This window comes from Kitasatospora sp. NPDC004531, assembly GCF_053602195.1.
Window position 1 is genome coordinate 110,937 of the sequence record NZ_JBSGDD010000008.1, and the last position, 18,875, is coordinate 129,811.

At 74.3% G+C, this 18,875-nt stretch carries 16 protein-coding genes and 1 pseudogene; 16 read left to right on the forward strand and 1 reads right to left on the reverse strand.

Annotated features, from left to right (window positions below; genetic code table 11):
• Position 1 precedes the first annotated feature (1 nt).
• From ACWEMJ_RS06385 to ACWEMJ_RS06450, 14 genes and pseudogenes are all read left to right on the forward strand, one after another.
• On the forward strand, positions 2–586 hold the full coding sequence (locus tag ACWEMJ_RS06385; RefSeq protein ID WP_452135813.1) for a hypothetical protein: 585 nt from the start codon (positions 2–4) through the stop codon (positions 584–586).
• The gene (locus tag ACWEMJ_RS06390; protein WP_452135814.1) at positions 579–2,366 is read left to right on the forward strand and encodes an asparagine synthetase B family protein; all 1,788 of its coding nucleotides are present in this window, start codon (positions 579–581) and stop codon (positions 2,364–2,366) included. Before ACWEMJ_RS06385 ends, ACWEMJ_RS06390 begins: the two co-directional genes overlap by 8 nt.
• Before the next feature lie 25 nt (positions 2,367–2,391).
• Positions 2,392–3,714 carry an aldehyde dehydrogenase family protein gene (locus ACWEMJ_RS06395; protein ID WP_452135815.1) on the forward strand — a complete coding sequence of 441 codons (1,323 nt, stop codon included), beginning with the start codon at positions 2,392–2,394 and terminating at the stop codon, positions 3,712–3,714.
• 34 nt (positions 3,715–3,748) lie between these two features.
• Positions 3,749–4,019 (forward strand): annotated as a pseudogene (locus ACWEMJ_RS06400) (hypothetical protein); the annotation flags it as partial.
• A gap of 133 nt (positions 4,020–4,152) precedes the next feature.
• Positions 4,153–4,638, forward strand: a complete 486-nt coding sequence (locus tag ACWEMJ_RS06405) for a DUF1877 family protein (RefSeq protein WP_452135816.1) — start codon at positions 4,153–4,155, stop codon at positions 4,636–4,638.
• A gap of 219 nt (positions 4,639–4,857) precedes the next feature.
• Positions 4,858–5,808, forward strand: coding sequence for a non-homologous end-joining DNA ligase (gene ligD / locus ACWEMJ_RS06410; protein WP_452135817.1), 951 nt, complete (start codon positions 4,858–4,860; stop codon positions 5,806–5,808).
• A gap of 145 nt (positions 5,809–5,953) precedes the next feature.
• Positions 5,954–6,379 (forward strand): nuclear transport factor 2 family protein, encoded by a 426-nt coding sequence (locus tag ACWEMJ_RS06415; RefSeq protein WP_452135818.1) that lies wholly within the window; start codon positions 5,954–5,956, stop codon positions 6,377–6,379.
• A 150-nt stretch (positions 6,380–6,529) separates the two neighbouring features.
• Positions 6,530–6,718 (forward strand): YegP family protein, encoded by a 189-nt coding sequence (locus tag ACWEMJ_RS06420; RefSeq protein WP_452135819.1) that lies wholly within the window; start codon positions 6,530–6,532, stop codon positions 6,716–6,718.
• Positions 6,719–6,848: 130 nt separating this feature from the next.
• On the forward strand, positions 6,849–7,952 hold the full coding sequence (locus ACWEMJ_RS06425) for an NUDIX hydrolase (RefSeq protein WP_452135820.1): 1,104 nt from the start codon (positions 6,849–6,851) through the stop codon (positions 7,950–7,952).
• 121 nt (positions 7,953–8,073) lie between these two features.
• The gene (locus ACWEMJ_RS06430) at positions 8,074–8,484 is read left to right on the forward strand and encodes a DUF6188 family protein (RefSeq protein ID WP_452135821.1); all 411 of its coding nucleotides are present in this window, start codon (positions 8,074–8,076) and stop codon (positions 8,482–8,484) included.
• A 48-nt stretch (positions 8,485–8,532) separates the two neighbouring features.
• Entirely contained in the window at positions 8,533–9,300 is a 768-nt protein-coding gene (locus ACWEMJ_RS06435) for an HAD hydrolase family protein (RefSeq protein WP_452135822.1), read from the forward strand.
• Between the two features lie 394 nt (positions 9,301–9,694).
• Positions 9,695–10,867, forward strand: coding sequence for a DUF5685 family protein (locus ACWEMJ_RS06440; RefSeq protein ID WP_452135823.1), 1,173 nt, complete (start codon positions 9,695–9,697; stop codon positions 10,865–10,867).
• Positions 10,868–10,955: 88 nt separating this feature from the next.
• Positions 10,956–11,483: a GNAT family N-acetyltransferase gene (locus ACWEMJ_RS06445; RefSeq protein WP_452135824.1), complete on the forward strand. Its 528-nt coding sequence runs from the start codon at positions 10,956–10,958 to the stop codon at positions 11,481–11,483.
• 109 nt (positions 11,484–11,592) lie between these two features.
• Positions 11,593–12,564, forward strand: a complete 972-nt coding sequence (locus tag ACWEMJ_RS06450; protein WP_452135825.1) for a DUF4232 domain-containing protein — start codon at positions 11,593–11,595, stop codon at positions 12,562–12,564.
• A 79-nt stretch (positions 12,565–12,643) separates the two neighbouring features.
• Here ACWEMJ_RS06450 and ACWEMJ_RS06455 read toward each other — a convergent pair whose 3' ends face one another.
• Complete coding sequence (locus tag ACWEMJ_RS06455) at positions 12,644–14,527, reverse strand: amino acid transporter (RefSeq protein ID WP_452135831.1); 1,884 nt, start codon at positions 14,525–14,527, stop codon at positions 12,644–12,646.
• Between the two features lie 494 nt (positions 14,528–15,021).
• Here ACWEMJ_RS06455 and ACWEMJ_RS06460 point away from each other — a divergent pair, with 494 nt between their 5' ends.
• Both ACWEMJ_RS06460 and ACWEMJ_RS06465 read left to right on the forward strand, forming a co-directional pair.
• A complete protein-coding gene (locus ACWEMJ_RS06460; protein WP_452135826.1) occupies positions 15,022–15,696 on the forward strand; it encodes a response regulator in 675 nt (224 codons plus the stop codon).
• A gap of 213 nt (positions 15,697–15,909) precedes the next feature.
• Positions 15,910–18,798 carry a WGR domain-containing protein gene (locus ACWEMJ_RS06465; protein WP_452135827.1) on the forward strand — a complete coding sequence of 963 codons (2,889 nt, stop codon included), beginning with the start codon at positions 15,910–15,912 and terminating at the stop codon, positions 18,796–18,798.
• Positions 18,799–18,875: the final 77 nt, after the last annotated feature.

Genomic DNA, 18,875 nt, shown 5'->3' on the forward strand with positions numbered 1-18,875 from the left:
AATGAACCAGCCACCCGAAATCACCTACAGCGACGAGCTGTTGGCCGACGGCACGGTACACCGCCGGTACTCCGACGGCCGCAGCGAATGGCGCACCCGAGGCGCCGACGGCAAGATCCACTGGCGCGACGACCGGGGCGACTCCGGCACCGACGAACGGCTCGGCCGCGACCTGGTCAAGCGCTCCCACGCGGACGGCCGGACCGGCTACGGGCGCGACATCGGCTACGGCCGCACCGTGTGGGGCCGGGGCGACCACGTGCTGGTCAACCGCAGCTCCTTCCCGGGCCGGCTCGGCGTGGTGCTGGGCGCCCTCGGCCTGGGCGCGGGCATCGCAGCCGTCCAGTACGCGCCGGAGATCCTGTCGGCGGACGAGGAGGAGGAGCTGCGCCGCGAGGCCGAACGCGCCCGTTCCTCGGGCGGCGACGGCGGCGGCGGGGACGGCAGCGGCGGGGACAGCGGCGGCGGCTTCGACGACGGCGACGACGGGTTCGCCGACCAGGCCGGCTTCGGCACGGCCGGGGACGGCGGCGACGGCCACCACCCGGCGGACGGCGACGCCTGGGACGGGGACGACTTTGGCTGAGTCGCCCCGCCTGGCGGTGCGCACCGCGCTCCGTCCGGCCCGTTACACCGTCCTCTCGCTGCCCGAAGGAGCCGACGGTCGTCCCCAACCGGGCCTGGTGGCGGGCCCGTTCAGCTCCGGCGGCCGCACCGTGACGGCCGCCCTGCTGACCGATCTGCCCGGCTTCGCGGACGGCCCGTTCACCGTGGACGGCCGCACCGCCGTCGGTGAAGTCACCCTGCACAACCGGGACGAACTGCACGCCGCACTGGCCGCCGCCGGGCACCCCGCCGAACCCGACTGCGCGGACGGGGAGTTGCTGCTGCGCTGCTGGCTGGCACTCGGCTCCGACGGGCTGCGGGCGGCGGACGGCATGTTCACCCTCGCGGTGCTGGACGGCCCCGACCTGGTGCTGATCCGCGACCACACCGGCGCCCGCACCGCGTTCCACTGCCGCACCCGCGACGGCGGCTGGGCGGCCTCCAGCTCGCTCCGCGCCCTGCGCGAACTCCCCGACGTGGACACCGGGTTGAACCTCTCGGCCGTCCGCTCCTTCCTCACCTTCGCCTACCTTCCGGGCACCGAGACGCTGCTGCGCGGAGTGTCCGAACTGCTGCCCGGCAGGATCACCCGGCTGCGCCCCGACGGCTCGGTACGGATCGACGAGTTCTGGGAACCGAGCGCTGTGGCAAGTGACTTGACGGAACGTCAGCATGCCGTGGAGCTACGGGAGTTGCTGGAGCGCGCCGTCGCTCGCCGGCTGCCGGACGGGCAGGACGTCGCGGTGCTGCTGTCCGGCGGCGTGGACAGCTCACTGGTGACGGCGCTCGCCGCCCGCCTGCACGACCGGCCGGTGCACACCTACTCGATCAGCTTCGGCAACGAACTCCCCAACGAGCTGGGCTACTCGGGTCTGGTCGCCGCCCACTGCGGCACCCGGCACCGGGTGCTGACCGTGCCCGGCGAGCAGGTCGCGGCCCGCCTCGCCGACACCGTCGCACTGCTGGACAGCCCCGTCGGCGACCCGCTGACGGTGCCGAACCTGATGCTCGCCGAGGCCGTCGCGGGCGACGGGCTGAGCGTGTCGCTGAACGGCGAGGGCGGCGACCCGGTGTTCGGCGGGCCGAAGAACCTGGCGATGCTGGTGTTCGAGCTGGTCCGCGACGATCCGTCCGAACAGGCCCGCGCCGACGCCTACTTGCACACCTACCGCAAGTGCTGGGAGGACCTGCCGGTGCTGCTCACCGGCGACGCGCTGGCCGCCCTGGACGCGCTCGGCCCGGACGCGCACCCGCGCCGGCACGTCGCGCCGTACCTCGACGACCGCCGAATGCCCACGCTGCTCGACCAGTTGCTGCACTGCAACCTGCGCACCAAGGGCGCGCACCACATCCTCACCAAGGTGGAGCGGCTGACCGCCTCGCAGGGCGTCCAGGGCCGCTCGCCGCTCTTCGACCGGCGGGTCGTGGACCACGCGTTCGCCACCCCGCCCGCGCTCAGACTCCGCGCCACCGAGGAGAAGTGGATCCTCAAGGAGGCGGTGCGCGACCTGCTGCCCGACACCGTCACCTACCGGCCCAAGAGCGGCATGCGGGTACCGGTGCAGCAGTGGCTGCGCGGCCCGCTCGCCGAGCTCACCGGCGACCTGCTGCTCGGCCCCACCGCCCGCGCCCGGGGCCTGTTCCGGCCGGACACGGTGGAGACCTGGATGCGCGGCGGCGGACTGCTGCTGCCCCGCCAGGGCGGCAAGCTGTGGCTGCTGCTCACCCTCGAACTCTGGCTGCGCGCCTACGACTTGTGACCTTGTGACCTCTGGAGCAGCACCGATGGACCTGATCGACCCCCGCACCGGCACCGTCCGCCGCACCCTCGCGCCCGGCCGCACCGCCGAGGTGACCGCCGCCGTCGCCGCCGCCCGCGCGGCCCGGCCCGGCTGGGCCGCGCTCACCCCGCGCGAACGCCACCGCCGCCTCACCGCACTCGCCGACCTGATCGAGCACCACGCGGACGACTACCTGGCCGCCGAGTGCGCGGGCACCGGCAAGCCCGCCGCCGAGGCGAGCGGCGAGATCGCCGAGGTGGCCGACCTGTTCCGGTTCTACGGCGGCGCGGCCCGGGCCGGCACCTCCCCCTCTGCCGGCAACTACCTGGACGGTCACCAGAGTTGGGTGCGGTGGGAGCCGGTCGGCGTGGTCGCGGCCGTCGTCCCGTGGAACTACCCGCTGCTGATGGCCGGTTGGCGCTGCGCGCCCGCCCTCGCGGCCGGCAACCCGGTGGTCCTCAAGCCCGCCGAGACCACCCCCGACAGTGCCCTGCTGCTTGCCGCACACGCCGAACAGGCCCTCGGCCCCGACGTGTTGACCGCCCTGCCCGGCGACCGGGAGACCGGCCGGCTGCTGGTGTCGGCCGGCTGCGACCTGATCGCCTTCACCGGCAGCCCCACCGCCGGCGCGGACATCGCCGCCCGGGCCGGCCTCACCCCCGTCAGCCTCGAACTCGGCGGGAACAGCCCGGTGTTGGTGCTGCCGGACGCACCTGCCGACACCTGGCAGCAGCTCGCCGCCGCCTGCACCTACAACGCCGGCCAGAGCTGCGCCGCCCCCGCGCGCGTCATCGTCCTCGACCCGGCCTACGACGACGCCGTGACGGCGCTCGCCGCCGCGATGGCCGAGCGCCGCGCCGGACACGACTTCGGCCCGCTCAACAACCCCGACCAGGCCGCCCGTTACGACCGGATCCTGGCCGCGAGCGCCGCCGGACGCGTGCTGACCGCCCCCGGCCGCGCCGACGGGCTGTGGCGGCCCGCGACCGTGCTCGCCGACCTGCCCGGCGACGACCCCGCCGTGGTCGAGGAGGTGTTCGGCCCGCTGCTCACCGTCCAGCGCGCCGCCGACCTCGACGAGGCCGTCGCCCTCGCCGAATCCGTCCCGCAGGCCCTCGCCGCCTCCGTCTGGACCACCGACCTCACCACCGGACTCGCCCTCACCGACCGCATCTGCGCCGGCGAGGTCTGGCTCAACTGCCACCTCGCCCAGTCCGCCGAACTCCCGCACAGCGGCCGCCGATCCAGCGGAGCGGGCACCGACCTGTCCACCCTCGCCCTGCGCGACTACCAGCGCCCCAAGACCGTGACGGCCCGCCTCGCCTGACGGCCCGGCCGGCCGGCCGGAGCAGGGGCGCAGCGTGACCGAGGAACCGCTGACCGGCGGGCCGGCCAACGCCGGTGCGGTGGTGCGGGCGGGCGGGTGCCCGGACGCGCCGGTGCCGGTGGCTCAACCCCGTGACGGGTGCGAGCAGTTGGCGTTCCTGCCGGGCGACGTCGCCGTGCTGCCGTACCCCGCCTGGGCGCGTGGTCTTCCGGGGCGGAACGGCGGCCGCCCTGATCGACTTCGACCTGGCCGCGCCGGTCCGCCCGGTCTGGGACGTGGCGATGACGGCCCGCTCCCGGCTGCCGGGCCACCACCGTCTGCCGCGCCTTCGTCGCCCGCCGCTCGCCGCTGGAACGCGCCTTGCGGACCTGAGCCTGTCCGGGGCAGCGCATAGGGTGCCGCCGGTCCGACCGCACCCCGCTCCGCCGAAGGATTCCCATGGGCTACCACCAGCACTTCCGCGCCGTCCCACCGACCGAACTCGTCGTCGAACCAGGGTGGTTGGCCGACCACATGGCCGCCGCGTGGGAGCGGCGCGCAGCGGAGTGCGCGGCCGGGGTCGCCCATGTCATCGATAAGGACTTCGACTTCCATGCACGGCTCTACACCGGCGGCCTGCCGGCCGATGACGACCCTTCGGACGTCCGGACGCTCCCGGTGTACGGCGGCACCGTGGTCTTCCCGGAGGACGGGAACCCGCCGTTCGCGGTACTGACGCCCGCACAGGTGGGCCGAACGGCGTCCTACCTCGCCGAGGCCGACTTCGACGCGCTCTGGGCAGCGGCAGCCGAGCAGATCCGGGTCGTCCACTGGGACGTGGCGGAGGACCGGGCCTACCGGCTGTCCCAGCACCGGGAGTTGGCCGCGTTCTACGCGCGGGCCGCAGCGGCCGGGCACGCGGTGGTCAAGGCCTTCCGCTTCTGAGCCGCCTGTCGCCGGGGCTCTCCGGGTGGCCGACGGACCCGGCGCCGTCGCGGCCGAGCACGCTGCGCGCCGCGGCCCCGAGGCCCGCGGCGGACGCGTCGGGTCTGCGGGGGCTCGTACGGTTGTGGGCCGATCGGGTCGGGCGTGGCGCGCCGCCGGGTGGGTGAGGGGCGGGTTCGCGGGTGTCGCGGGTGTCGCGGGTGGGGAACGGCTGGCGGGGTGAGCGGAAGCGGAGTGATGTTGGCGGTGTCGAGCGCCCGGCGGGTGTTCGACGAGGGGTGGGTGCTGGAGCGGAAGTGGGACGGCATCCGGGCGGTGGCGGTGCGGGACGGGGAGCGGGTGAGCCTGCGTTCGCGGACCGGACAGCAACTGGAAAGCGCTTACCCGGAGCTGGTGGCGGCGCTTGCCGCACAGCCGGTGCCCCGGTTCACGGTGGACGGCGAGATCGTCGCCTTCGAGGGCGGCCGGACCAGTTTCGCCCGACTCCAGCAGCGGATGGGGCTGCACGACCCGGCCCGGGCGCTGGCCAGCGGCGTCGCGGTCGAGTACGTGCTGTTCGACCTGCTGGCCCTGCAGGGGCACGACACCACCGGGCTCCCGCTGCTCGACCGCAAACAACTCCTCGCCGAAGCGGTCGAGTTCGGACCGCCGCTGCGCCTGTCCGAGTTCAGCCCGGCCGAGCCGGGCGTGCCCGTCCCGCTCGCCGAGGCGTGCGCCCACGGCTGGGAGGGCCTGATCGCCAAGCGCGCCGCCGGTCGCTACGTCGCCGCCCGGTCCGGCGACTGGCTCAAGCTCAAGTGCGAGTCGGGGCAGGAGTTCGTGGTCGGCGGCTGGACCGACCCGGCGGGCAGTCGGCAGGCGTTCGGTGCCCTGCTGATCGGCTACTACGACCGCGGCCGCCTGCGTTACGCGGGCAAGGTCGGCACCGGCTTCGACACCCGCACGCTGCACGCGCTGCACCGAGCCCTGCTTCAACTCGCCTCCTTCAACAGCCCGTTCGACCCCGCCGAGGACGTTCCGGCGCGCGGCTCGCACTGGGTGCGCCCGGAACTCGTGGTCCAGGTCGGCTTCACCGAGTGGACCCGCGACGGCCGCCTCCGTGCCCCCCGCTACCAGGGCCTGCGCACCGACCGCCCGGCCACCGAGGTGACCCGCGAGCCCCCGGCCTGACGCCGCTCACCACCGTCCACCACCGTCCACCGCCCCGCCCGCCGCCGGCCCGGGTGCGCCCAACCGGCCCGCGGCTGATCGGCCGCGGGTGATGATGTCCGAAACCCGCCGGTTCCCCGTCCGGCGCCGGGCTAGCCTCGCGCCCATGCCAGCACACAGCCGCGACATCGTTCAGCACGCGTGGAAGGAGTTCGCCAGCCACGACACGGACCGGATCTGCGCGGTCTTCACCGAGGACGCCGAGTGGCTGGCGCCGCCGGGGAACGCGACGGCCGTCGCCCTGGACTGCCCCAGTCACATGATCGGCCGGCAGGCGATCGCGCGTTTCCTCGCCGAGGACTTCCCCCGCCTGTTCGTCCGGGACGTCGCCGTCACCTTCCACGGGTTCCACGCCGACGGCGAGCGGGTGATCGTCGAGGAGACCATGACCGCGACGCTCGCCAACGGCAACCACTACGCCAACGACTACTGCCTGGTCTTCGAGCTCCGCGACGGCCTGATCCACCGCGTCCGCGAGTACATGGACACCGCGCGCGGCCACCGCATGGTCTTCGGCGCCGACCGGAACTGATCCCCGCCGGTTTCCCGCGTCCGGCCCCGAACCACCACCCCACTCGCCCAACCGCTCCACTCGGATGGGTCATCTGACGTGCCGCGCAAGGGATTTGACCCTACGGTGCCGTTGCGGGGGGCCTACCCCGAGCGAGAGGGATTCACTGGCATGGCTGGGAAGTTCGAACTGTACGTGGACGAGCTGGGCAACCACCGGTTCCGGCTGAAGGCGAGCAACGGCGCGATCGTGGTGACCGGGGAACCGGAGGAGTCCCGCGAGCAGTGCCTGAAGAGCATCGAGTCGATCCGCAAGCTCGCGCCCTACGCGCAGCTCCAGGAGGCCGGCTCCAACGCCTGACCCGCACCGCGACGACGAGCCTGCGACCGACCCCCGCGGTCGGTCGCGGGCTCGTCGCCTTTGACGTCGCTCTCCCGTCCGTACTGGGCATCCTGAGAGGGACGGAACGGACCGGGCGAGGGGGTTGGCGATGACAGGGCGTGGACTGTTGGCGGCGGCGGGGGTGCTGTTCCCCGACGAGCGGGGCCGGGTGCTGGCGGCCCGGGTGTCGTACCGGACGGAGCACCCGATCGCGCTGCCAGGCGGCGGCTGGGAGGCGTCCGACCCGTCGCCCCGCCACACGGCCGTCCGGGAGATCCGGGAGGAGCTGGGCATCACCCCGGTCCTGCGCGAACTCGCCTGCCTGGACTGGTCGCGGGACCATCGCCGGCCGCCCGTCGCCGCGTTCCTGTACTGGGCCGACCCGCTCACCGAGGCGCAGCGGGCGGCGATCCGGCTGGAGGCGGCGGAACTGGACGCGCTGGTGCACCTGACGCCGGAGCAGGTGCTGACGGCGCTGCCGCCGCTGCTGTCCCGGCGAGTCGGGTCGTGCTTGCGGGCGCCGCGTTCGGCCGCGCCGCTGGAGCTCGCGGACGGGCTGCCGGCCGGTCACTCCGCCCTGCACCTGCGGGCCTGGCCCGCGCCCGCGTACACCGGCCCGGCCGGGATCGCCGCGCTGCTGCCGCCCGGCGGCGACCGGCCCGCACCGCCGCCGCCGATGGACCGGGAGGCGTACTACGCGTCGCGGCCGCGGATCCGGGGGAAGGCGCGGATGCTGTTCACGGACGAGCGGGGCCGGGTGCTGCTGGTCCGGCTGGTTCCGTGGAACGGCGAGTCGCCGTGGGTGCTGCCGGGCGGCTCGATCGAGGCGGACCGCGAGCTGCCCCGGGAGGCCGCCCGCCGGGAGACCCTGGAGGAGCTGGGCTGGCACCGCGAGCCGGGCCGACTGCTGGCGATCGACTGGATGTCCGCCGTGGGTGGCGAACTCCCGCGCACCGTCCTGGTGTTCGACGGGGGGACGGTGTCGTCCGCGCTGCTGTCGACGGTCCGGACGCAGGAGGAGGAGATCGCCGAGTGGGGCCTGTTCACGCCCGAGGAGGCGCGGCGGCTGCTGCCGCCGTCCGGCGCGCTGCGGCTCGCCGCGTGCCTGGCCACCCGCGCGCTCCCGCCCGGCGCGGGGCCGGCCGAGCTGCTGAACGGCGTGCCGCAGTCCGGTTCGCCGCAGGTCGCCACGCCCGGCGGGTCGTGCGGGTAGCCGGGGCGGTGCACCGGGCAGGATGCCTCGGGCGGTGTCGCCGACCGACGCGGGGTCGGAGCGGGCGCGGGCACCGGATCAGCGCGTGGGCAGTCGCGGTCTCGATGGCAGGGAGGCACGGATGGAACGTTCGACGGAGCGCGGGTCGGAGCCGGAAGCGGGTTCGGGGCTCGGCCTGGACGGGTGCGCGGTGCGGTCGCTGGGCGGCGGCGACCGGCTGGTGCTCCACCTGGACGGCGGGCTGCTGCTGACGGTGCGCAACGACTTCCGGCTGCTGCGCGGCGCGGAGGTCGACCACTTCTACCCCGCGCTCGGCGTCACCGCGTCGGGCGCGCTCGGCCCGCTGGCGCACGCCACGGTCACCCGGGCCACCGTCACGCCCGCCGGCGGCCTGCACCTCGCCTTCGACACCGGGCACACGCTGGCCGTCGCCCCCGACCCCGGCCCGGGCGGCCCGGCGCGTCCGTGGCAGCTCGCCTCCCCGACCGGGCTGCTGTTCACCGGCGGACCGGACGGCGGGCCCGCCGCCTGAGCAGGGGGCGGGGGCCGGGCGCGGCGTCCGACTCGTTACGCTCCGACCATGATCATCTCTCCTGCCCGCACCACGGTCTTCGACATCGACGGCACGCTCTGCTTCGACGGGAGGACGATCGACGCCCGCATCCGGGCGGCCCTCGACGCCTGCGAGCGGGCCGGGCACGAGCTGGTCTTCGCCTCCGCCCGGCCGATCCGCGACCTGCTGCCCGTCCTCGAAGGCGCGTTCCCCGGCGCGACGCTGATCGGCGGCAACGGCAGCCTGGTGTCGGTGGGCGGGCGGGTCCGGATGCGGGCCGCGTTCTCCGCCGGCCGGCTGGCCGAGCTGCTGGCCGAACTCGACCGCTTCGGGGCCGGCTACCTCGCCGACGGCCCGTGGGACTACGCGTACACCGGCCCCGCCGACCACCCGATCCTCGGCCGGGTCGACCCGAACCGGCTGGCCCGCAGCGTCACGCTCGCCGAACTCCCGGCCGTGGTCAAGCTGTTGGTGGTCTCCGCGACCGACCTGCCCGGCCTCGCCGCGTCCTGTCGCGCCCTCGGGCTGTCCGTCAACCACCACCTCGACGAGGCGATCATCGACTTCGCGCCGGGCACCACCGACAAGCACGAGGCCCTCTCCTCGCTGGGCATCACCCACTACAACGCCTTCGGCAACGACATCAACGACCTCACCCTGCTCCGCCACGCCCACCACGCCGTCCGCGTCGGCACCCACCCCGCCCTCGACACCGTCGCCACCGTCACCACCGCCCCGCGCCCGGAGGCCGTAGCCGCCGAAATCCTGCGCCTGGCCGCGACACCGGCGGCCTGACCCGGACGAGCCGACAGGGCCCCGGGCCCACGAAGGCCCGGTCACCCTTCGACGGCGAACTTCGCCGGGGCTGCGAGTGGCGCCGTGTCCTCCGGGGCCGCCGCGCGTCCGCCGGCCTTCCGCCGGGCGCGGAACCGATCGGCCGACCGTCGGAGTGGTCGGCCGTCCTGGACGGCACCTTGCCGCGTCGCCGGTGTCCCGTTTCGAGGTACTGCTCGCGGGGATGTCCGAATTTGACCGATTCCGACCAGGTCGATCAGCGACTCGATCATCTTCGCTCCCCGCAGATCGCCGCGGCCGCCCGCCCGCGCGAGGGCCCGGAACCTTGCGGGGCGAGGGGGCGTCACTAGGATGACGGCCGGTCGAGGCGGTCGGGCACATCGAGGGGGCGTCATTGTTCGGGATCATCAGGCCGTGTCGGCATCGGCTGTCGGAGCGGTTGCACGCCTCCTGGATGGCGCACCTGTGCGGCTTGTGCCTGGCGTTGCGGGACGACCACGGGCAGTTGGCGCGGACGGCGACCAACTACGACGGCCTGGTGATCTCGGTGCTGGTGGAGGCCCAGTCGCCGCGCGCCTCCTCCCGGCGGACGGCGGGGCCGTGCCCGTTGCGCGGGATGCGGACGGCGCCGGTGGCGCAGGGCGAGGGGGCGCGGCTGGCCGCGGCGGTCTCGTTGGCGCTGGCGTCGGTGAAGGTCCGTGACCATGTGCTGGACGGGGACGGCGTGTTCGCTCGCCGGCCGGTCGCGGCGGGGGCGCGGCGAATAACCCGGCGCTGGGAGCGGCAGAGCACGGGCAGCGCGGCGGCCGTCGGCTTCGACACGGGCGTGCTGCTGGCGGCGGCCGGACGGCAGGAGGAGGCCGAGCGGCTGGTGACGGCGGGCGGCCCGCTGCTGCTGGCGACCGCGCCGACCGAGGAGGCGACGGCGGCGGCGTTCGCGCACACGGCCGTCCTGGCGGGCCGCCCGGACAACGCGGCCGCGCTCGCCGAGGCGGGCCGGCTGTTCGGACGGCTGGCGCACCTGCTGGACGCGGCCGAGGACCGGCAGCAGGACGAGGCCCAGGGGCTGTGGAATCCGCTGACCGTGTCGGACACCTCGCAGCAGGAGGCGCAGCGGCTCTGTCGGGACGCCGTGCGCGGGATCCAACTCGCCCTGGCAGAGGTCGAGTTCACCGACCGCGCACTGGTGCACCGGCTGCTGGCGCACGAGACCGGAGCGGCGGTCGACCGGGTCTTCGGCCGGGCCGGTCACGTGTGCGCGAGCACCGCCCCGCCGGGGGCGGACCCCGATGCCCCGGCCGGCCCGGAGACGCCGACCGGGCCGCAGAAGCCGCGCCGGGACACGGTCGTGGGCTGCGCGGTCTGGCTGACCATGGCCTGCACCTGCCAGTTGCTGTGCTGCGAGCACTCCGACCCGTTCTCCCGGGAGCGCCGCCAGGGCTTCTGCCAGCGCAACTCCTGCTGCGACTGTTGCGACTGCTGCAGCAACTGCGACGGCGGCTGCTGCGACTGCTGCTCCTGCGAGGACGGCTGCTGCGGGTGCGACGGCTGCGGATGCGACTGCTAGCGCCCGCCCGCACCCACGCCTACACCCGATGAACCCGCATCCGATGAACCCGCACCTGATGAACCGGCACCGACGGAGGCATGAACCGATGGGCGACGCACCGGAGTTCGCACCGGCGACCGAACTCGCCGACTGGGGCTGGCCGGACGTCCGGGCGCTGGGCGGCGGATCGGACGACCCGTTCGAGACCGGGTCGTTCGACGTGACCTGGCGGCCCAAGGACCGGCACTTCGGCGTCCGGCACCAGGGCCGGGTGGTCGCGCACGCCGGGTTCGTGGTGGCCCCGGTGGAGGTCGCCGGCGAGCGGTTCGACGTGGCGGGCATCGGCGGCGTCATCGTCGACCCGGCGCTGCGCGGGCACGGCCTGGCCCGCCTCGCCGTCACCGGCGCGCTGGACGCCGCCCGCGCGGACGGCCTCGACCGGGCGCTGCTGTTCTGCCTCCCGGACCGCACCCCGCTCTACGCCCGCCTCGGCTGGTTCCCGCTCCCCGAGCCGGTCGTCGCCGACCAGCCGGCCGGACCGGCGCCCGTCCCGCTGGGCGCGATGTGGACGCCGCTGACCGCCGACGCCGCCTGGCCGGACGGGCCGGTCCGCCTGCACTCGCTGCCGATGTGACCCGGCCGGCCCGGCGGCCGATCGTGGACCGACAACCGTTGCACGGCTGTTGCCCCCGATGTGACCCGGATCACGGCCTGCCGTGCCGGGCCCGTGATCAACTCGCCGAATGCCAACGCCTGCGCCCGCCACCCGGCCCGCCCCCGTCCGCACCGGCCGCATTGGCCGTACCGGTCTCGTCGCGGCCGCCGCCACCGCGCTGCTCGCGGGGTGCGGGACGGTGACCGCCGGCGGCGGATCGGCCGCGCCCTCGGCGAGCGCCGGGCCGTGCGGGGTGGCGCCGGAGAAGCCGGCGGCGGGCTGGGTGCGGGACGGGGTGCGGATCCTCGCGGCGAACGAGACCTGCACGGAGTTCGAGGTGACCAATACGGGCAGCGAGGCCGTCGACATGTCGGTGCTGTTCTCGTGGACGGCCTCCGACGAGCGGCTGAACACCCACCCCACCGGCACGGTGACGGCGGTGGCGCCCGGCGCGACCGCCGTGGGCCGGATCGAAGTGGGGCAGCTCGCCGCCCCGGGGGCGCGGCTCGTCCCGAAGGTGAAGATCGTCCAGGTGCGCAGCGTGCCGACGGCCGAGGCCCCGTCCCAGGGCGGGCCGTGCCCGAAGTCGGGGGTGCGGCTGTACGCGGACGAGGGCGAGTCGGCGATGGGCCTGCGGGCGCTGGGCCTGCACCTGGTGAACTGCGGGACGTCGCCGGTGACGGTGGACGGCTACCCGCAGGTCCAGGTGCTGGACGAGGAGCACCGGCAGGTCGACTTGGTGCAGCTGCTGAAGGGCGGTGCGGAGATCGCGATGAGCACCACCGCGGACGTGCCGCCGCAGCGGATCGTGCTGGCGCCGGGGCAGGGGGCGAGCTCCACGGTGGTGTGGCGCAACACCAACGACGCCTCCTCGGCCCCGGTGAACGCCCCCTACCTGCGGGTCCGGGCGACGCCGGACGCCGCCCCGGTGATGGTGACCCCGGAGCTCGACCTCGGCACCACCGGCCGCCTCGGCGTCGGCGCGTGGGCCCGGGAGAACGTCGGCACCCCTTCCGCCGGCGGTCCTTCCGCCGGCGGCCCTTCCGTCGTCCGTCCTTGACGACAGGCGGGCGGAAAACGCTTTCCCCCGCCCGCCCGGAAAACGCTTTCCGCACCCCTTCTCCGAAGGCAGCCGGCCCTCAGCCCACATGCACGCGCGGCCGCCGCGCCCGCTCGGGTTCGGCCTCGCGCAGCACCTCGCGGGTGACGGGGGCGACCTCGCCCTGGCCGAACAGGAAGAACCGCATGAACTGCGCGAACGGGTTGCCCTCGGTCCACTCGAAGTAGATGTGCGGCAGCTGCCCGGTGGTGTCGCGCACGTGCAGCAGTATCGCGGCGAGCGCGTTCGGGACGCTGGAGTGTTCCAGCGTCAGCACCCGGTAGCGGTCGTGCAGGACCTCGCCGCGGACCGTCAGCTCGGCCTCGAAGTCGGACGGGTCGAGCACCGTCACCTCGACGAAGACCAGGTCGTCCTCGGTCGGGATGTCGTTGTCGGCGCGGATCTGGTGCACCTTGTCGCGGTACTCGGCGAGGTCGCGGCCGTTCGGCTCGTTGGCGATGAAGCGGATCGTGCGGTGCGCGGTGTCGCGCACGAAGCGTTCCGCGACCTCGTCCAACTGCACGTCGGTGACCCGTAGTTCGAAGGCGCGGGCGAGGCGGGAGGCGAGCGAGACCAGCACGATGGCGGCGATGAAGCAGGCGCCGATCTTCACGCCGTCGGGGCGTTCGGCGATGTTGACGGCGGTGGTGTAGACGAACACCGCGGCGATGATCGCGAAGCCGATGGTCCAGTTGCGCTGCCGGGCGGCGCGCGCGGCGATGGTGACGGCGATCGCCGCGGAGGTGATCAGCACCAGCACGCCGGTGGCGTACGCGCCGCCCTGCTTGTCGACGTTGGCGTCGAACAGCCAGGTGACCAGGAAGGCGATCGCGGTGAGCACCAGCACCATCGGGCGCACGGCGCGCGCCCAGTGCGGGGCCATGCCGTAGCGCGGCAGGTAGCGCGGCATCAGGTTGAGCAGCCCGGCCATCGCGGACGCGCCGGCGAACCACAGGATGGCGATGGTCGACAGGTCGTAGATCGAGCCGAAGGTGTTGCCCAGGTAGTGGTGCGCGAGGTACGCGAGGGCACGGCCGTTGGCGGGGCCGCCGGCCTCGAAGGCGTCGGCGGGGATCAGCAGCGTGGTGATGAAGCTGGTGGTGATCAGGAAGCAGCTCATGATCACGGCGGCGGTGGTGAGCAGTTTGCGGGCGCCGCGGATCCGTCCGGTAGGCCGGTCCTCGGTGTCGTCGGGGTCGCCCTCGATGTGCGGCATCACGGCGACGCCGGTCTCGAAGCCGGACAGGCCGAGCGCGAGCTTGGGGAAGACCACCAGGGCGACGCCGACCATGACGATCGGGTTGCCGTGTTCGAGGCTGAGGGCGTGCGTCCAGTCGGTGATCACCGACGGGGCGGTGAGGACGTGCCACAGGCCGACGGCGACCACCACCACGTTCAGCGTCAGGTAGACCGCGACCAGGACGACGGCCACGCCGATCGCCTCGCTGAAGCCCTTCAGGAAGACGCCGCCGAGCAGTGCGATCAGCAGCAGGGTGATCAGCACCTGGTGTCCGCTGAGCAGGCTGGTCAGGTGCGGGTTCTCCACCAGGTGCGCGGTGGCGTCGGCGGCGGAGAGCGTGATGGTGATCAGGAAGTCGGTCGCCGCGAAACCGAGCAGCGCAAGAACGAACAGTTTGCCCTTCCAGAACGAAAGCAACCGTTCGAGCATGGCGATCGAGCCTTCGCCGTGCGGACTCTCCTGCGCGACCCGCCGGTAGACGGGCAGCGCGCCGAGCAGCGTGACGGCGACCAGCACGATGGTGGCGATCGGGGAGAGCAGCCCGGCGGCCAGGGCGGCGATGCCGGGCTGGTAGCCGAGGGTGGAGAAGTAGTCCAGGCCGGTCAGGCACATCACCCGCCACCAGCGTTGGCCGTGCTGCTGGTCGGTGGCCTGGGCGTGCGGGCCGGGGTGCTGCTTGGCCATGTCCGACAGGCCTTCCAGCAGCCAGGCCCGCAGGCGCTGTCGCGCCGAGCCGGTGTCCGCGCGGGCGGAATCGACCACTGTGCTGCTCCTGTCGTGGGATCGGAGCCCCGGGCCGCCGGATGCTCCGGCCCACCGGGCGGACTCCCACGTCAATGTAGGTCACGTCCGCCGCCGTCCGGGGCAGGCTGGAGCGTAACGTCCCCCATCTGCGCAGGTCGGAGCCGGTCCCGGCGGCTTGACGTCCCGTTGGGGCGGGCTTGGCACGCCGTTTGCCCGCCCGGCCGGGGTTCACGCGCGCCCCGCTCCGCCCGGGCAGGCCGGAGCGGGGCGAGTACCTTCGGGCGCGGCCTGTCAAGGGCCGAGCGGTCCCGACCGAGGGACGGTCGGGCGCGGTGGGGCCCGGTGTGCGGCGGGTACCGTGGGGCAGACTGCAGGGCGTCTGCGCCCGGACGCCGGTCCGGGCCGCCGCGGGCGCGCGAGGAGGAGTTGCTGCCATGTCCGAGGGTTCGGCACCGATCAGGGTGTTCCTGCTGGACGACCACGAGGTGGTCCGCCGCGGGGTGCACGACCTGCTGGACTCCGAGCCCGACCTGGAGGTGGTCGGCGAGGCCGGTACGGTCGAGCAGGCCCTCGCCCGGGTGCCGGCGCTGCGCCCGGACGTCGCCGTGCTCGACATGCGGCTGCCCGACGGCGACGGGGTCTCGGTGTGCCGGGAGTTGCGTTCACGGATGCCGCAACTCGCCTGCCTGATGCTCACCTCGTTCGACGACGAGGAGGCGCTGCTCGACTCGATCATGGCGGGTGCGGCCGGCTACGTGCTCAAGCAGATCTCCGGCACCGACCTGGTGACCGCGATCCGCACCGTCGCCTCCGGCCAGTCCATGCTGGACCCGGGCGCGGCGACCCGGCTGATGGCCCGCCTGCGCGGCGAGGCCCCGGCGCCCGCCCCCGACTTCCCCAACCTGACCGAGCGGGAGCGGGAGATCCTCGCGCTGATCGGCGAGGGCCTGACCAACCGGCAGATCGGCGAGCGGGTCTTCCTCGCCGAGAAGACCGTGAAGAACCACATCTCCCGGCTGCTGGCCAAGCTCGGCGTCGAGCGCCGGGTGCAGGCCGCGGTGATCGCCACCCAGACCCTGGCCGGGCACTCGCCGGAGCGCGGCGCCTGATCCGGGTCCGGGCCCGGACCCCGCTCCGGATCGGGTCCCGCCCCCGGGCCTGAATCCCGCTCCGGGGGTCCGGTCCCGATCCGGTCCCGATCCCAACCGCTGCCGGGCGGCTCGCGCTGCGCCCGGCGGTGTCGGAACTGCTGGCTAGTGTTCCCTCCGGTGGCCGGCCGACCGTGGCAGCCACCGGAGCCATCGGTGTTTGTGGAGGGGCAAGTGCGGCGCTGGGAGCTGGTCGGGGACGGTTCGGCGAAGTTCTGGGAAGCGGCGACCGACGGCGCGACCGTACGGATCCGCCAGGGCCGGATCGGCACCGCCGGGCGCGCCCAGGCCAAGGAACTCGCGGACCCGGCCGCCGCCGAGGCGCATCTCGCGCAGCAGATCGCGAAGAAGGAGCGCAAGGGGTACCGCGAGGCGGCAGCCACCGACGCTCCGACCGCACCGCCTTCCGAGGCTGCCCGGCCCACCGACGACACCGACGACCCCCACGACGTCGAGTTCGCCGAACTCCCCCACGAGGACGGCCCGTTCACGTTGCCCGCGTCCTGGTACCCGCTGGTGGTGCCGCGCCGTGGCGGCGGGGTGCCGGTCGGACCGGCCCGGCCGGTGATGGACCCGGCGGTGGCCGAGGACCTGGACGGGCTGCGGATCGCCAAGAACGAGGCCTGGATCGACCAGGTACTCCAAGAGCGGGCATCCGAGCGGTACTTGGTGCGGGCCGCCCGCGCACACCTGCGGGGCATGCCGGACGCGATCGGAGCGGCGGCCCTCGCGGCGATGCAGCGCGAGACCTGGCAGAAGGGCGGCTTCCAGGAGGTCTTCGACTGCTGGATCGCCCGCTTCGGGCTGGGCTTCGCGGCCCGCGCCACGGTCGCCGCCTTCGAGTTCGACGCGGGTTGCGCCCGGCCGAACCACCACCGGGCCGGCCTGGTCTCGGAGGGCGCGGGCCGCCGGGACCTGCGCGGCACCGAGTTCGCGTTCGCCCTGGCCCGCGAGGTGCGGCAGGCGCTGGCGCTCGCCGACGAGGACGAATACCGTTCCGTGCTGGCCGAGTTGGCGGCGATCCGGACCAGGCGCGACCGCCGGGCGGCGACGGTGTTCCTCGCCCCGGAGGTCCCGGGCTGGATGGACGAGTGCCTGGACGAGCTGCCCGCGCACCGCCGGATCAGCGAGGTCTCGTACGCGCTGCTGCTGCATTCGGTCGGCACCGCCGACCAGTTGGCCCGGCTGGAGCGGCAGTCGGCACTCTCCTGGTTCGACTGGTCCTCCGGTCAACTCGCCACCCTCGCCGATGCGTTGGGCGCCGCGAGCGTGTCGCTGCTCGGACGCGCCCTGGACACCCAGTACGACACCGACCGGCTCCGTGAACTCGCCCTCCAGACCGCCGAGTTCCCGAGCGACGAGGCGTTCCGGGTGCTGCTCGACCGGATTTCGATCCGGCACGTCCGGCCCGGCCTGCTGCGTGCCATGCACCGCTACCCGGTGCGCGCGGTACGGCTGTTGGCGGAGGCCGCCCGGCAGTGGGTCGGCGCGGAGGCCGCGAGCGCGCGGCAGCTGCTGGTCCGCCAGCTCGGCGTGCTGCGCCCGCACCTGCCCGAGGTGCTGGCCCAACTGGACGCCGACACCGCCGAGTTCGTCGCCGCCCTGGCCGAGGGAGCGCCGCAGCGGGTGCCGGAGGCGGCGGCGTCCGCACTGCCGGAGCTGCTGGCCTCACCGCCGTGGACGCGTCCGCGCCCGACCCGCAGGCCGAAGGCGCTGACCGGGATCGTCGCCGACGATCCCGCCCGACTGGTGTGGCAGGAGGGCGAGCGGGAGCAGTGGCTGGCCCACCGGGAGGGCCCGTGGGACTTCGGCCCGAGCTTCGACTGGGCCGCCGAGGCGGCCAAGTACCTGACCGAGGCAGGTGGCGTCTGGTACGGCGCGGAGCTGCTCAGGCACGGCCCTGCGGAGATCGTCGGCCCGTACCTGGCCGAGTGGCGGCCCGGCGACTACTGGGACTCGGCGGAGTCGCTTCGGCCGGTGGTGGCCAGGTTCGGCCTGGCCGCGCTGCCGTTGCTGCACGTCGGTGCGGCGGCGCAGCCCGCCCACGTCGTGCCGCTGCTGCTGCCGTTCCGGGACGCCACCGTCGCAGCGGTGATGGCGGACGCCCTGGTGCGTCTCAAGTCGCAGCGGGCGACGGCTCGTTCGTGGTTCGCCCGGCACGGTGTGGCGGGTGCGCTGCTGCTGGTGCCGAAGGCGGTCGGCAGGGCCGGCAAGGCGCGGCAGGCAGCGGAGAACGCGCTGCGGCTGGTCGCGGCGCAGCGGGGCGCTGAGGTGCTGCTGGCGGCGGTGCGGGAACGTTTCGGCGATCCGGTGGCGGCCGTGGTGGCGGAGGCCCTGGACGCGGACCTGCTGGTGACCACGCTGCCCGCGCGGATGCCGGAGTTCCCGGAGTGGCTGCTGCTCGGCGGGCTCCCGCAGTTGGTGCTGCGTTCGGATGCGGCGCTGCCGAGGTCGGCGGTGCGTCAGGTGGTCACCATGATGACGCTGTCGAAGCTGCGTGACCCGTACCCGGGGCTGCCGTTGGTGGCGGACGTGCTGCGGCCGGAGTCGGCGGCGGCGTTCGTCTGGGCGGTGTTCGAGGAGTGGCGGCAGGCGGGGATGCCCTCGTCGGACAGTTGGGCGCTGTTCGTGCTGGGCGAGTGGGGCGACGACGGGACCGCGCGCCGGCTGGCCCCGGTGCTGCGCGAGTGGCCGGGTCAGGGTTCGCACCACCGGGCGGTGGAGGGCCTGGAGGTGTTGGCGGCGATCGGCAGCGACGTCGCGCTGATGCAGTTGAACAGCATCGCGCAGCGGGTGAAGTTCAAGGCGTTGAAGACACGAGCGCGGGAGAAGATCACCGAGATCGCGGAGAGTCGCGGTCTGACGGCCGAGCAGCTCGCCGACCGGCTGGTGCCCGACCTCGGTCTCGCCGCCGACGGCACCACGGTCGTCGACTACGGCGCGCGGACGTTCACCGTCGGCTTCGACGAGCAGCTGCGCCCGTACGTCCTGGGCGCGGACGGCAAGCGGCGCAAGGACCTGCCCGCGCCCGCCGCGATGGACACTCCGGAGCTAGTGCTTTGACCGGGATGGTTCGCCGGGTTGGTGCTGCGCGCGGTTGGATGTGCGGTGTTGCCCGTTGATCCGGACCGTTGGGGGTG

Coding starts and splice junctions, on each gene's coding strand:
- ACWEMJ_RS06385 (WP_452135813.1), top strand. CDS start 2: ATGAACCAGCCACCCGAAATCACCTACAGCGACGAGCTGTTGGCCGAC.
- ACWEMJ_RS06395 (WP_452135815.1), top strand. CDS start 2,392: ATGGACCTGATCGACCCCCGCACCGGCACCGTCCGCCGCACCCTCGCG.
- ACWEMJ_RS06405 (WP_452135816.1), top strand. CDS start 4,153: ATGGGCTACCACCAGCACTTCCGCGCCGTCCCACCGACCGAACTCGTC.
- ACWEMJ_RS06415 (WP_452135818.1), top strand. CDS start 5,954: ATGCCAGCACACAGCCGCGACATCGTTCAGCACGCGTGGAAGGAGTTC.
- ACWEMJ_RS06420 (WP_452135819.1), top strand. CDS start 6,530: ATGGCTGGGAAGTTCGAACTGTACGTGGACGAGCTGGGCAACCACCGG.
- ACWEMJ_RS06425 (WP_452135820.1), top strand. CDS start 6,849: ATGACAGGGCGTGGACTGTTGGCGGCGGCGGGGGTGCTGTTCCCCGAC.
- ACWEMJ_RS06430 (WP_452135821.1), top strand. CDS start 8,074: ATGGAACGTTCGACGGAGCGCGGGTCGGAGCCGGAAGCGGGTTCGGGG.
- ACWEMJ_RS06435 (WP_452135822.1), top strand. CDS start 8,533: ATGATCATCTCTCCTGCCCGCACCACGGTCTTCGACATCGACGGCACG.
- ACWEMJ_RS06445 (WP_452135824.1), top strand. CDS start 10,956: ATGGGCGACGCACCGGAGTTCGCACCGGCGACCGAACTCGCCGACTGG.
- ACWEMJ_RS06450 (WP_452135825.1), top strand. CDS start 11,593: ATGCCAACGCCTGCGCCCGCCACCCGGCCCGCCCCCGTCCGCACCGGC.
- ACWEMJ_RS06455 (WP_452135831.1), bottom strand. CDS start 14,527: ATGGCCAAGCAGCACCCCGGCCCGCACGCCCAGGCCACCGACCAGCAG.
- ACWEMJ_RS06460 (WP_452135826.1), top strand. CDS start 15,022: ATGTCCGAGGGTTCGGCACCGATCAGGGTGTTCCTGCTGGACGACCAC.